We start from the raw sequence: 12,386 nt of genomic DNA on the forward strand, positions 1-12,386 counted from the left end.
ACTTTAATGATCGCTGCGATAGGTTTTTCTGATGATCAATCTGACGCTGCGCCAGCTGCGATATTTCGACGCGCTGGCGCGTCATGGCCATTTCGGCCGCGCCGCGGAGGCCTGTTCCATCTCGCAGCCCGCGCTGTCGATGCAGATCAAGGAACTGGAGGAGGCGCTCGGCGGGCTGCTGCTGGAGCGCAGTGCGCGTCAGGTCGCGCTGACCCGGTTCGGCGAGGAACTCGCGCAGCGCGTCCGCGACATCCTGCGCTCGGTCGATGAGCTCGGCGATTTCGCCCGCGCCTCGCAGGACCGTTTTGCCGGCCGTCTGCGCATCGGCATGATCCCGACGATCGCGCCTTATCTCTTGCCCAAGATCACCAAGAACCTCACGCGCATGCATCCGGAGCTCGACATCCGCGTGCGCGAGACGATGACGCCGCGGCTGATCCAGGAACTGGTCGAAGGCCGGCTCGACACCGCCATCGTCGCGCTGCCGGTCTCCGAACCCTCGCTCACCGAGGTCGCCCTGTTCGAGGAAAAATTCCTGCTGGTACGTCCGGGCACGGATGCGGGCACCCCAGCGCCGTCGCGCGAGATGATGCGGGAGATGCGGCTGCTGCTGTTAGAGGAGGGCCATTGTTTCCGCGACCAGGCCCTATCGTTCTGCAACATGCAATCAGCGCCGCCGCGCGAGATGCTTGATGCGAATTCGCTGTCGACATTGGTCCAGATGGTCAGCGCCGGCATCGGCGTGACCCTGATCCCGGAGATGGCGGTGTCGGTGGAAACGCGATCGGCCTCGGTCTCGCTGTCGCGATTCCGCGACCCCGAGCCCTCGCGCACCATCGGCATGGTCTGGCGCAAGACCAGCCCGCTGGCGCGGCAGCTGCTCCAGATCTCCGAGGTGGTGTGCCTGTCGGCCGGCAAGGCGCGCCCGCGGCAGGCCACGCGCAACCAGAGGGCTTGAGGCACCAATGTCCGATCCGATCATTCGTCCCGCTCGCAGTGAGGAATATGACGAGATCGGACGCGTCTGGATGGAAAGCTGGGTCTCGACCGGGCTCGCCGAGGCGAGCGAATTCCTGCTGGCAAACCTGCGCGCGCGCATCCGCCGCGAGATCGAGGACGGCTGGAGCCTGTTCGTCGCCGACGACAACGGCACCATCGCCGCAATGCTCGCGCTGCATCTGCCAAAGCTCTATCTCGATATGCTGTTCGTCGGCCCCGCCTATCAGGGGCAATCGCTCGGGCGGAAGCTGCTCGCCTTTACGCGCACGCAGATGCCGGATGAAATGTATCTGCGCTGCATTCGCGAGAACGAGAAGGCGTGGCGCTGGTACGAACGCGAGGGCTTTGTGTTCGAGAAGGAAGAGCTCGAGCCATCGAACGGCTTCATGATGAAATACTACCGGTGGAAGCGGCCCAGTTCGTGAAAACACTGTCGTCAACCTAGCGCGTTGACCAAGATGTCGGCTTCCGGGCGTGGCATTCGCCTAGACGTAGTGCGTTGCGATTTCGGGGCGAACACGCAATGAATGAGCCCTCACCCGCCTCTCGCCCACGGAAGGTTCCCCGCCATGATCAAGCTCTATTGGTCGCCCCGCTCGCGCTCGTTCTCGACGCTCTGGCTGATGGAAGAGAGCGGACTACCCTATGAGCGCGTGCTGACCGATATCTCGACGGGCGCGCAGAAGGCGCCGGACTATCTGAAGGTCAATCCGATGGGCAAGGTGCCGGCGCTCAGCGACGGCGACGCCGCGCTCGGTGAAGCCGCCGCGATTTGCGCCTATATCGCCGACCGATATCCCGAGACGAAGCTCGCGCCTGGTGTGACCGATCCGCGCCGCGCACGCTATCTGCAATGGCTGTTCTTCTCGCCGAGCTGCATCGAGCCCGCGATCATCCAGATCTTCACCAAGATCGAGGTACCGACCTCGACCGCCGCCTGGGGCAGCGCGACACAGGTGTTCGACGTGCTGGAAGCGGCGCTCGACAAGGGCCCGTGGATTCTCGGCGAGGACTTTTCCGCGGCCGACATCACGATCGGCGCGGGCCTGAACTTTGCGGTGCGCCTGTTCAAGATGGTGCCGACGCGCCCGGCCTTCGACGCCTACATCGCGCGCTGCATGGCGCGGCCGGCGTTCCAGCGCGCGGAGAAGATCGCGGCGGGTTAGACCAACTGTCGTAGGGTGGGCAAAGGCGCAACGCGCCCTGCCCACGTTCTGTGCGCAATGATTGAGAAATGGTGGGCACGTCGCTTGCGCTCCTTTGCCCACCCTGCGGAGTTCTACTCCGGGGCCTTCAAATCGTCCGGTCGCGGCATCAGGACGATGTTGTAGCCGGAATCGACATAGTGGATTTCGCCGGTCACGCCGCCGGAGAGATCCGACAACAGATACAGCGCCGAGCCGCCGAGCTCATCGAGCGTGACGCCGCGGCGGAGCGGCGAGTGCTTCTGCATGAACGCGAACATCGCGCGCGCTTCGCCGATGCCGGAGCCGGCGAGCGTGCGGATCGGGCCCGCCGAGATCGCGTTGACGCGGATGCCGCGCGGTCCGAAATCGGAGGCGAGATAGCGCACTGAAGCTTCCAGTGCCGCCTTGGCCACGCCCATCACGTTGTAGTTCGGCATCGAGCGCTCGGAGGCGCCGAAGGTCAGCGTGATCATGCTGCCGCCGTCCGTCATCAGATCGGCCGCACGCTTTGCCACCTCCGTGAACGAGAAACAGGAGATCACCATGGTACGCGAAAAATTCTCGCGGCTGGTGTCGGCGTAGCGGCCCTTCAGCTCGTTCTTGTCGGCAAAGCCGATCGCGTGGATGACGAAGTCGAGCTTGCCCCATTTTTCGCGCAGCACGTCGAAGGTGGCATCGACGCTGGCGATGTCCTCGACGTCACAGGGGAGCACGAGTTCGACACCGAGAGATTCCGCCAGCGGCTTGACGCGCTTGCCGAGCGCTTCGCCCTGGAAGGTGAAGGCGAGCTCGGCGCCGTGAGCATGCAGCATCTTCGCCATGCCCCAGGCGATCGAATGATCATTGGCGATGCCCATGATCAGACCGCGCTTGCCTTGCATCAAACCTTCCATGTCTCAATTACTCTCCGCTCTCCGTTACCCGGGCATAGCCGTCTGAAGGACGGCGTCGCTTCGCTCGCCTATGTCCCGGGCATCCGCGTTCTGTCGAAGCCAGTAGCCAACACGTGGATGGCCGGGACGAGCCCGGCCATGACGAAAACTACCAGCAATTCCGCAACAACGTCGTCACACATCCAGCCGGCTGAACACCAGCGTGGCGTTGGTGCCGCCGAAGCCGAACGAGTTCGACAGCACGGTGCCGATTTTGACGTTGTCGATCCGCTTGCGCACGATCGGCATGTCGGCAAACACAGGATCGAGCTCCTGGATGTGCGCGCTCTCGCAGATGAAGCCGTTGTTCATCATCAGCAGCGAGTAGATCGCCTCCTGCACGCCGGTCGCGCCGAGCGAGTGGCCGGTCAGCGCCTTGGTGGCCGAGATCGGCGGGCACTTCTCGCCGGCGCCGAACACGCGGCGGAGCGCGTCGATTTCCGGCGGATCGCCTGCCGGCGTCGAGGTGGCGTGCGGGTTGATGTAGTCGACCTTGGTCTTCACCGTCGACATCGCCATGCGCATGCAGCGCTCGGCGCCTTCACCCGACGGCGCGACCATGTCGTAGCCGTCCGAGGTCGCGCCATAGCCGACGATCTCGCCGTAGATGCGTGCGCCGCGCGCCTTGGCGTGCTCGAGCTCTTCCAGCACGAGGACCCCCGCGCCACCGGCGATGACAAAACCGTCGCGATTGAGGTCGTAGGGCCGCGAAGCGGTGGCGGGCGTGTCGTTGTATTTCGAGGACATCGCGCCCATGGCGTCGAACAGCACCGACAGCGACCAGTCGAGCTCCTCGCAACCGCCGGCGAAGACGACGTCCTGCTTGCCGATCTGGATCGTCTCGTAGGCGTTGCCGACGCAGTGGTTCGACGTCGCGCAGGCAGAGGAGATCGAATAGTTCACGCCCTTGATCTTGAACCAGGTCGCGAGCGTCGCCGATGCCGTGGACGACATCGCCTTCGGCACGGCGAACGGACCGACGCGCTTCGGTCCCTTGGTGCGGGTGATGTCGGCGGACTCGACGATGGTGCGCGCCGAGGGACCGCCGGAGCCCATGATGATGCCGGTGCGGATGTTGGAGACCTCGTCAGGCGACAGACCGGAGTCCTGGATCGCCTGCTCCATCGCAACATGATTCCACGCCGCGCCCTGGCCGAGGAAGCGCATCGCGCGGCGGTCGACCACCGTCGAAGGATCGAGCGTCGGCGCGCCCGCGACCTGCGACCGGAAGCCGAGCTCGGCGTATTTCTCAGCCCGCGAAATGCCCGACTTCGCCTCGTGAAGGCTCGAAAGCACTTCCTGGGTGTTGTTTCCGATCGACGAGACGATACCCATCCCGGTGACCACAACCCGCCTCATGACAGCCTCGCCTCTATCGTTGTCTTCTTGATGATGCGCGTTAGCCCAGGTTCACGCCCTGCTTGAACAGGCCGACCTTCAGATCCTTGGCGCGATAAATAATCTGGTCGTCGACCGAAAGCCATCCGTCGGCAATGCCGAGCACAAGCTTTGAACGCATCACGCGTTTGATATCGACGTTGTACACAACCTTGCGGGCCTCGGGCAGCACCTGGCCGCTGAACTTCAATTCGTTCAGGCCGAGCGCGCGGCCACGGCCTTCGCCTCCGGTCCAGCCCAGATAAAAGCCGACCATTTGCCACAGCGCATCGAGGCCGAGGCAGCCGGGCATCACGGGGTCGTTCTTGAAGTGGCAGCCGAAGAACCAGAGGTCGGGTTTCACGTCGAGCTCGGCGCGCACCACGCCCTTGCCGAACTCGCCGCCATTGTCGCTGATTTCCGTGATGCGATCGAACATGAGCATCGGCGGCAGCGGCAGCTGGGCATTGCCCGGGCCGAACATCTCACCGCGGGCACATGCCAGCAGATCTTCGTATTCGTAACCATTGCGCCTGTTCAGCATGCGGAAGCCTCTGTTTGAACCCCGATTGAGCGGCGTTTCTGGCAAAAATGGGCCCCGTTTCGTTCGGAATGCAACGCCAATTGCCATCGTCAGGCGCAAATCCGAGCCGGATGGACTGCCGGCCGGGCCTCAATGCCCGGCTGCGCCAAAATCGGTTAAGCGGAACCGCGCGCTCTCTAACACAGGCCTTTCGGGTGGCAAAGCGGTCCCATGAAGGTAAAATGACGGTGGCGCGGCCCGGTTCCTCGGCTGATTAGAACCACTCTAGTTGCGAGAAACTTGCATCTGCATCTATCTGTCCATATATTGCAGATAGATAGTGTTCACGCGTGCCCGAATTCTGGAAATGAGCGAAAACAACGCCACCCATCACGACGAGGACGCCCAGGTGGCGGCCCTTCTGTCTGGCCGTCAGCCGGCCTTGACCGGCTGCCCTTGGCACGACGTCAATGAAATGCTCCAGTCCGCCGGCCTGCGCCCCACGCGCCAGCGCATGGCTCTCGGGTGGCTGCTGTTCGGCAAGGGTGCGCGCCACCTCACGGCCGAAATGCTCTACGAGGAAGCGACGCTGGCCAAGGTCCCGGTCTCGCTCGCGACCGTCTATAACACGCTGAACCAGCTGACCGATGCCGGCCTGCTGCGTCAGGTCAGCGTCGACGGTACCAAGACCTATTTCGATACCAACGTCACCACGCACCACCATTATTACCTCGAGAACAGCCACGAGCTGGTCGATATCGAGGATCCGCATCTGGCGCTGTCCAAGATGCCGGAGGTGCCGGAAGGTTACGAGATCGCGCGCATCGACATGGTCGTGCGCCTGCGCAAGAAGCGCTGAGGTCGTCCTCAGCTGCTGATCTGATCGTCATGGCCGGGCTTCGTCCCGGCCATTGTCGTTTCAGGCCGTCAGTTCACCTGCTCGTCCGCATAGACGCCCCAGAGGCGCTCCTGCTGGATCCAGCCGTCAAAGCCGTTGCCGGTGACGTGGCACCAGCTTGTGGTGCACTTTTTCACGGTCGTGACGACGCCGGCCTGGAGTTTCGCGGCCACCGCACTGTCGGGATCGGCGCGGTCATAGATCGGCGCGAGGTCGTCCTTGTTCTTCATGGTGACCACCGCAGTGCGGCGGCCCGACAGCAGCGAATGATAGACCCAGCCCTCGGCGCCCTCGGAATCGCGCACGCGGCGCCAGTTCTCGAACTCGGCGGTGATTTCGACCGGCAGACCGGAACGGGTGTAGACCCAGGCCACGTCATTGTCCTTGGTCGGGCCAGCGCGGACGTTGACGTGATCGGATTTGAGGCTGACATAGCGCGGCACCGGAAGGCCGCTGGCCGTCTGGGGCGTGGTGTCCTTGGCCGAGTGCCCGGGGCTGACCGAAGCGCTCAACCAGGTGCAAACGAGCGCCATCACCGAACAAAAACGCCCCAACGCCATCAACCCGTCTCCTGTCGAGGAACCGGCTCAACCGGGCCCTCACCCCAAACTCCAAACATTGCCGCGCAATCCCCTCTCCCGCCCCATGCGGGGTGCTCCTGAAGCCAACTTGTCTTGGCCCGGCCTTCTGCTAGAGAGGACGGACATCTGAACAACCAGTTTGCCCCGATTTTCCGGCCGGAAAGTAGGGGAACAGCTTGAAGGAAACGCCGGGGACGACACGGCCAAGGCAGTGTCGAACAACCGGGTTAATGAGGCCTCAACAGCGAGCCTTTGGCGACAAAGGCGGCCTGCAACGCCTCATGAGGGCAGGACATGTCGGTGAAGAAAAAGCCCCTCGTCGTGGTGACGCGCAAGCTTCCGGACTCGATCGAGACCCGGATGCGCGAACTGTTCGACGCACGCATCAATCTCGACGACACACCGATGTCGGCCGAGCAGATTGCGGAAGCCGCCCGCACCGCCGACATCCTGGTTCCGACGGTCACCGATCACATCAGCGCCGACATCGTTAATCAGCCCGACTGCAAAGTGAAGCTGATCGCCAATTTCGGCAACGGCGTCGACAATATCGACGTCGAGGCTGCGCATGCCCGCGGCATCACCGTCACCAACACGCCGAAGGTTCTGACCGAAGACACCGCCGACATGACCATGGCGCTGATCCTGGCCGTGCCGCGCCGGATGATCGAGGGCGCCTCGGTGCTGACGGAGGGAAAACCCTGGGCGGGCTGGTCACCGACCTGGATGCTCGGCCACCGCATCGGCGGCAAGCGCCTCGGCATCATCGGCATGGGCCGCATCGGCCAGGCGGTCGCGCGCCGCGCCCGCGCGTTCGGCCTGCAGATCCACTATCACAACCGCCGTCCCGTCGCGCCGAAGATCGCCGAAGAGCTTGGTGCGACCTATTGGGAAAGCCTCGACCAGATGCTGGCGCGGATGGACATCATCTCGGTGAACTGTCCGCACACGCCGGCGACCTATCACCTGCTCTCGGCGCGCCGGCTGAAGCTGATCCGCAAGGACGCCTACATCGTCAACACCGCGCGCGGTGAAGTCACCGACGAGGACACGCTGATCAAGCTGATCGAAGGTGGCGAGATCGGCGGCGCCGGCCTCGACGTCTATGAGCACGAGCCGGCGATCAATCCCAAGCTGGTGCGGCTTGCGAAGGCCGGCAAGGTGACGCTGATGCCGCATATGGGCTCGGCCACGATCGAAGGCCGCGTCGAGATGGGCGAGAAGGTGATCATCAACATCCGCACCTTCCTCGACGCCCACAAGCCGCCGGATCGCGTGCTGCCGAGCATGCTGTGAAGTAGCTTTACTGCGCAGCAAGCCCTCGCTCCTCATCCTGAGGAGCGCGGAACGCGCGTCTCGAAGGATGGCCGCGGGCGAGAGTTCGGCCTGCATGGTTCGAGACGGCGCTTCGCGCCTCCTCACCATGAGGGTCTAAGAGCGCAGCCCATTTCGCTTGCGCCAATCCGCGACGAAATCGATGAAGGCACGTAGCGCCGGCGGCACCTGGCGCCGGCTGGGATAATACAGGAACGGACCCGGGAACGGCTCGCACCAATCTTCCATCAGGCTGACGAGTGCGCCGGACTTGACGGCATCGCCGACATAGCCATTGAGGCTGGCCCAGATGCCGGCGCCGCCAAGCGCGGCACGCATCGCAAGACCCATGTTCGTCGAAATCAGTTTTGCCGGCGGATCGACCTTCACGATCTGGCCGGCCTTTTCGAATTCCCAATCATGCATGACGCCGCTCGAATAGCGCGCGCGAATGCAATCATGATCGAGCAGATCTTTCGGATGTTTTGGCCTGCCACGCCGCGCGACATAATCGGGCGATGCGACGACGACATAGTGCTGCGGGCCGCTGAGCGGGATCGCCACCATGTCCTGCGCGAGATGCTCGCCATAGCGCACGCCGGCATCGTAGCCGCCGCTGACGATGTCGACGAAGCCGCTCTCGGAGACGATATCGAGATCGACCTGCGGATGGGCCTGCAGGAACGGAACGACCATCGGCGCCAACACGAGATCAACCGCCGGCGGCGGCGCATTGATCCGCAAACGGCCCGAGGCGACCTCGCGCAGGCCCCGCACCTGATCCAGGGCATCGCCGACGTCGCGCAGCGCCGGCGCCACCCGCGATAGCAACAGCTCGCCCGCCTCGGTCAGCGCGACACTGCGGGTGGTGCGGTTCATCAGGCGGACGCCGAGGCGCTCCTCCAGATCCCGCAATCGCTGGCTAAGGCTCGACACCGACAAGCGAATTTCGACCGCCGCGCGCCGGAAATTACGGGTGCGGGCGACCGCCACGAAGGCGTCGAGATCGCGCAGGTCGGGATCAGCCATTGTTCGCCAATGTGAACAAGCTATTCCGCATTGTCCAGCTTATCGCGGCAATCGACCAGGCGCATATCTGGCGTCGTCACGCGGCGCCATCGGCCGCCGCTCTTGAGGAGAGCCATCATGGAACAGCGCAAACTCGGTTCGACCGGCCCCAACGTCTCAGCCCTCGGCCTCGGCTGCATGGGCATGTCGGAGGTCTACGGCCCCGCCGATCGCGGCGAGGCCATCGCCACGGTTCATGCCGCGATCGATGCAGGGATCACACTGCTCGACACCGGCGATTTCTACGCCATGGGTCACAACGAGATGCTGCTGCGCGAAGCACTGGCGAACGTGCCGCGCGAAAAAGTGCAGATCAGCGTGAAGTATGGCGCGCTGCGCGGGCCCGCCGGTGATTTCATCGGCATGGACACGCGGCCGGCCGCGACCAAGAATTTTCTGGCCTATTCATTGCCACGCCTCGGCACCGACTACATCGACGTCTACCGGCCGGCGCGGCTCGATCCCAGCATTCCGATCGAGGAGACGATCGGTGGTCTCGCCGATCTCGTGAAGGCTGGCTACGTCAGGCATATCGGCCTGTCCGAGGTCGGCTCCGACACCATCCGCCGCGCGCACGCGGTGCATCCGATCGTCGATCTCCAGATCGAATATTCGCTGATCGAGCGCGGCATTGAGCGCGACATCCTGGAAACCTGCCGTGAGCTCGGCATCGCCATCACCGCCTATGGTGTGCTGGCGCGCGGCCTCATCAGCGGTCATTGGTCGAAAGAATCAGGCAAGACCGGCCGCGACTACCGGCTGATGACGCCGCGCTTTCAGGGCGCGAACCTCGTCGCCAATCTCGCGCTGGTGGAACAGCTGCGGACGATCGCCGGCGAGATCGGTGCAACGCCGGCGCAGGTCGCAATCGCCTGGGTCGCAGCCCAGGGCAGGGAGATCGTGCCGCTGGTCGGCGCGCGCACCCGCAATCGCCTCAGCGAAGCGCTTGGATCGACCACGGTGACGTTGACGCCGGCGCATCTGGCCGCACTGGCAAAGGCCTTCCCGCCGAATGTCGCCGCCGGCACGCGCTATGCGGCCGAGCAGATGGCGCATCTCGACAGCGAGAAGCCGGCCAGCAAGTAACGGCGATCAGGTGCGATGGGCGCTGAGATCGGTGATCACAGGCCCGTCGCCATTGAGCGGATTGGCCGGATCGCGCGCGTAACGCAGCGTCTCGAAGCGCATCGCGCGCGCATCGATCATCAGGAGGCGACCGACCAGGCCGTCACCGAAGCCGACGATCTCGCGGATCGCCTCCAGCGCCATCATCGAGCCCATCACGCCCGCAAGCGCGCCCATGACGCCGGCCTCGGCGCAGGCCGGCACGGTGCCGGGCGGCGGCGCCTCCGGGAACAGGCAGCGATAGGTCGGGTTGAATTCGCCCTGCTCGTTCGTCTCATGCGCGCGGATGGTGGTGAGCGAGCCGTCGAAGGTGCCGAGCGCCGCGGTGATCAGCGGCCGCTTCGCGAAGAAGCAGGCATCCGAGACCAGATAGCGCGTCGAGAAATTGTCGGACCCATCGAGCACGAGGTCATAGTCACCGATCAGCGAGAGCGCATTGTCGGCATTGAGCCAGGTGGCATGGCCGACGAAGCGGACATGCGGATTGAGCGCCGCAATCCGCTCGGCCGCGCTCTCGACCTTGTGCCGGCCGATGTCGGGCGTCGTGTGGATCACCTGGCGCTGGAGATTCGACAGCGACACGACGTCGTCATCGACCACGCCGAGCGTTCCGATACCGGCGGCAGCCAGATACATCAGAGCCGGCGCGCCGAGCCCGCCTGCGCCGATCACCAGCGCAGAGGCGCGCTTCAGCGCGGCCTGGCCAGGGCCGCCGACGTCGCGCAGCACGATATGGCGGGCATAGCGTTCGAGTTCGTCCGGGCTCAGCATCGTCGTACGTTCCTCTCCACCCTCATGGTGAGGAGGCGCGCAGCGCCGTCTCGAACCATGCAGGCCCCGCTGCGGTAGCCCGGCCTTCATCCTTGGAGACGCCGCTTCGCGGCTTCTCAGGATGAGGGTCAACACCTGAACCACCTCAACATTGTTCGCGACCAACGAGATGTGCTTCAATGGCAGCGCGTTCAATGGGCTGGCTGGATTTGTCATGAGATCGATGCTTGCGGCAACACTGATGTTGGCGTCTGCCACAGGCGCCGGCGCCCAGATGACGACGCCACAGGTCCCCGGCACCAAGCCGAAAGTGGTCCAGACCGTTCCGATCAGGCCGCCCGCCCTGCAAACGCCGTCGGAAACCGCGGACGGGATGGCGCAGGCCGAGCGGCTGTCGCTCCAGTCCGACCTCGCATGGGTCGGCGAATATAACGGCGCCATCACCGGCGACGTCAGCTCGCGCATGGTCGACGCCATCAAGGGGTACCAGAAGGCCAAGGGCGGCAAGCCCACCGGCGTGCTCAATCCGCAGGAGCGCGCCGCGCTCGCCGAAACCGCACGGCGCAAGCAGGACAGCGTCGGCTGGAAAATCGTGACAGAAATGACCAGCGGTGCGCGGCTCGGCATTCCCTCGAAGCTGGTGCCGCAGCAGGCCACGGACGCCAACGGCTCGAAATGGAGCTCGCCGACCGGAACGGTGCAGGTGCTGCTCAGCCGCCGCAAGGAGGCGAACCCGACGACCGCAAAACTCGCGGACGCCGAGAAGAAGGAGCCGGCCGGACGCAAGGTCGACTACACCGTGGTGAAGCCTGACTTCTTCGTGCTGTCGGGATTGCAGGGCCTGAAGAAGTTTTACGTGCGCGGCACCTTCAAGGGCGACGAAGTCCGCATCATGACGATCTTGTACGACCAGGCGACCGAGAACACGGTCGAGCCGGTCGTGATCGCGATGTCGAGCGCGTTCAACGCGTTTCCAACGGGACCGCAAGCCGGACCGCCACCACGCAAGACCGTCGAATACGGCACCGGCATCGTCGTCAGCGACGACGGCGCGATTCTGGCCGACCGTCTCGTCACCGATAGTTGCCTCGCGATCACCATCGGCGGCTACGGCAATGCCGATCGTCTCGCCGAGGACAAGGAACACGATCTCGCACTGCTGCACATCTATGGCGCGCGCGGCCTAAAGCCGCTCAGCCTCGCGACCGGCGCAGCGAAGACGAGCGTCGATGTCGTCGGCATCGCCGATCCGCAGAGCCAAGGCGGCGCGACCGGTGTGTCGAGCGTCAAGGGCGCGCTGGCATCGCTTGGCGGCGGCGATTCTGTGCTGTCCCCACCACCCGCCGTCGGCTTCTCCGGCAGCCCGGCCATCGACGGCGACGGCAAGTTTGCAGGCGTCGCACTGCTGAAGCCGGCGATGGTCGCAGGACCTGCAGCATCCGTGCCCGCGTCGCAATCGGTCATGGTCGCTGCGGAGACGGTGCGCGATTTCCTGAAGGCGAACGCCGTCACCGCCAACGGCACGTCGACCGATGCGAAAGCCGCCGTCGTGCGCGTGATCTGCGTGCGGAAGTAAGCCGGGCGACAATCACAACTCTCGTGTCCCGGACG

Annotated in this window: 13 protein-coding genes; 7 read left to right on the forward strand and 6 right to left on the reverse strand. The window is 64.4% G+C overall.

The window, feature by feature from the left end; translation table 11 throughout:
* The first annotated feature begins 31 nt into the window (after positions 1-31).
* From NLM31_RS00265 to NLM31_RS00275, 3 genes are all read left to right on the forward strand, one after another.
* Positions 32-958 (forward strand): hydrogen peroxide-inducible genes activator, encoded by a 927-nt coding sequence (locus NLM31_RS00265; RefSeq protein WP_254127161.1) that lies wholly within the window; start codon positions 32-34, stop codon positions 956-958.
* Between the two features lie 7 nt (positions 959-965).
* Positions 966-1,424, forward strand: a complete 459-nt coding sequence (locus NLM31_RS00270; protein WP_254127164.1) for a GNAT family N-acetyltransferase — start codon at positions 966-968, stop codon at positions 1,422-1,424.
* Between the two features lie 144 nt (positions 1,425-1,568).
* Positions 1,569-2,165: a glutathione S-transferase family protein gene (locus NLM31_RS00275; protein ID WP_254127166.1), complete on the forward strand. Its 597-nt coding sequence runs from the start codon at positions 1,569-1,571 to the stop codon at positions 2,163-2,165.
* 113 nt (positions 2,166-2,278) lie between these two features.
* Here the strand turns inward: NLM31_RS00275 and fabI are convergent, their stop codons facing one another.
* The 3 genes from fabI to fabA form a co-directional block, all read right to left on the reverse strand.
* The gene (gene fabI / locus NLM31_RS00280; protein ID WP_254127168.1) at positions 2,279-3,079 is read right to left on the reverse strand and encodes an enoyl-ACP reductase FabI; all 801 of its coding nucleotides are present in this window, start codon (positions 3,077-3,079) and stop codon (positions 2,279-2,281) included.
* A 174-nt stretch (positions 3,080-3,253) separates the two neighbouring features.
* Complete coding sequence (gene fabB, locus NLM31_RS00285) at positions 3,254-4,477, reverse strand: beta-ketoacyl-ACP synthase I (RefSeq protein WP_254127170.1); 1,224 nt, start codon at positions 4,475-4,477, stop codon at positions 3,254-3,256.
* Positions 4,478-4,517: 40 nt separating this feature from the next.
* Positions 4,518-5,039 carry a bifunctional 3-hydroxydecanoyl-ACP dehydratase/trans-2-decenoyl-ACP isomerase gene (gene fabA / locus NLM31_RS00290; protein ID WP_254135172.1) on the reverse strand — a complete coding sequence of 174 codons (522 nt, stop codon included), beginning with the start codon at positions 5,037-5,039 and terminating at the stop codon, positions 4,518-4,520.
* A 346-nt stretch (positions 5,040-5,385) separates the two neighbouring features.
* Between fabA and irrA the strand changes: the two genes are divergently transcribed.
* Positions 5,386-5,877 carry an iron response transcriptional regulator IrrA gene (irrA, locus tag NLM31_RS00295; RefSeq protein WP_283047396.1) on the forward strand — a complete coding sequence of 164 codons (492 nt, stop codon included), beginning with the start codon at positions 5,386-5,388 and terminating at the stop codon, positions 5,875-5,877.
* A gap of 68 nt (positions 5,878-5,945) precedes the next feature.
* Here the strand turns inward: irrA and NLM31_RS00300 are convergent, their stop codons facing one another.
* Entirely contained in the window at positions 5,946-6,476 is a 531-nt protein-coding gene (locus tag NLM31_RS00300; protein ID WP_254191142.1) for an SH3 domain-containing protein, read from the reverse strand.
* A gap of 315 nt (positions 6,477-6,791) precedes the next feature.
* Between NLM31_RS00300 and NLM31_RS00305 the strand changes: the two genes are divergently transcribed.
* Positions 6,792-7,793, forward strand: a complete 1,002-nt coding sequence (locus tag NLM31_RS00305) for a D-glycerate dehydrogenase (RefSeq protein ID WP_254191143.1) — start codon at positions 6,792-6,794, stop codon at positions 7,791-7,793.
* Between the two features lie 135 nt (positions 7,794-7,928).
* Here the strand turns inward: NLM31_RS00305 and NLM31_RS00310 are convergent, their stop codons facing one another.
* Positions 7,929-8,840, reverse strand: a complete 912-nt coding sequence (locus NLM31_RS00310; RefSeq protein ID WP_254191144.1) for a LysR family transcriptional regulator — start codon at positions 8,838-8,840, stop codon at positions 7,929-7,931.
* Positions 8,841-8,957: 117 nt separating this feature from the next.
* Between NLM31_RS00310 and NLM31_RS00315 the strand changes: the two genes are divergently transcribed.
* Positions 8,958-9,965, forward strand: coding sequence for an aldo/keto reductase (locus NLM31_RS00315; RefSeq protein WP_254191145.1), 1,008 nt, complete (start codon positions 8,958-8,960; stop codon positions 9,963-9,965).
* 6 nt (positions 9,966-9,971) lie between these two features.
* Here the strand turns inward: NLM31_RS00315 and NLM31_RS00320 are convergent, their stop codons facing one another.
* Positions 9,972-10,775: a molybdopterin-synthase adenylyltransferase MoeB gene (locus NLM31_RS00320; RefSeq protein ID WP_254191146.1), complete on the reverse strand. Its 804-nt coding sequence runs from the start codon at positions 10,773-10,775 to the stop codon at positions 9,972-9,974.
* A gap of 214 nt (positions 10,776-10,989) precedes the next feature.
* On the opposite strand from NLM31_RS00320, the gene NLM31_RS00325 reads away from it, so the two are divergent.
* On the forward strand, positions 10,990-12,351 hold the full coding sequence (locus tag NLM31_RS00325; protein ID WP_254127182.1) for a serine protease: 1,362 nt from the start codon (positions 10,990-10,992) through the stop codon (positions 12,349-12,351).
* Positions 12,352-12,386: the final 35 nt, after the last annotated feature.

Origin of the sequence: Bradyrhizobium sp. CCGUVB4N (genome assembly GCF_024199945.1) — a bacterium.
Lineage (GTDB): Bacteria > Pseudomonadota > Alphaproteobacteria > Rhizobiales > Xanthobacteraceae > Bradyrhizobium.

Coding starts and splice junctions, on each gene's coding strand:
- NLM31_RS00275 (WP_254127166.1), top strand. CDS start 1,569: ATGATCAAGCTCTATTGGTCGCCCCGCTCGCGCTCGTTCTCGACGCTC.
- NLM31_RS00310 (WP_254191144.1), bottom strand. CDS start 8,840: ATGGCTGATCCCGACCTGCGCGATCTCGACGCCTTCGTGGCGGTCGCC.
- NLM31_RS00300 (WP_254191142.1), bottom strand. CDS start 6,476: ATGGCGTTGGGGCGTTTTTGTTCGGTGATGGCGCTCGTTTGCACCTGG.
- NLM31_RS00315 (WP_254191145.1), top strand. CDS start 8,958: ATGGAACAGCGCAAACTCGGTTCGACCGGCCCCAACGTCTCAGCCCTC.
- NLM31_RS00320 (WP_254191146.1), bottom strand. CDS start 10,775: ATGCTGAGCCCGGACGAACTCGAACGCTATGCCCGCCATATCGTGCTG.
- fabI (WP_254127168.1), bottom strand. CDS start 3,079: ATGGAAGGTTTGATGCAAGGCAAGCGCGGTCTGATCATGGGCATCGCC.
- NLM31_RS00305 (WP_254191143.1), top strand. CDS start 6,792: ATGTCGGTGAAGAAAAAGCCCCTCGTCGTGGTGACGCGCAAGCTTCCG.
- fabA (WP_254135172.1), bottom strand. CDS start 5,039: ATGCTGAACAGGCGCAATGGTTACGAATACGAAGATCTGCTGGCATGT.
- fabB (WP_254127170.1), bottom strand. CDS start 4,477: ATGAGGCGGGTTGTGGTCACCGGGATGGGTATCGTCTCGTCGATCGGA.
- NLM31_RS00325 (WP_254127182.1), top strand. CDS start 10,990: ATGAGATCGATGCTTGCGGCAACACTGATGTTGGCGTCTGCCACAGGC.
- NLM31_RS00270 (WP_254127164.1), top strand. CDS start 966: ATGTCCGATCCGATCATTCGTCCCGCTCGCAGTGAGGAATATGACGAG.
- NLM31_RS00265 (WP_254127161.1), top strand. CDS start 32: ATGATCAATCTGACGCTGCGCCAGCTGCGATATTTCGACGCGCTGGCG.
- irrA (WP_283047396.1), top strand. CDS start 5,386: ATGAGCGAAAACAACGCCACCCATCACGACGAGGACGCCCAGGTGGCG.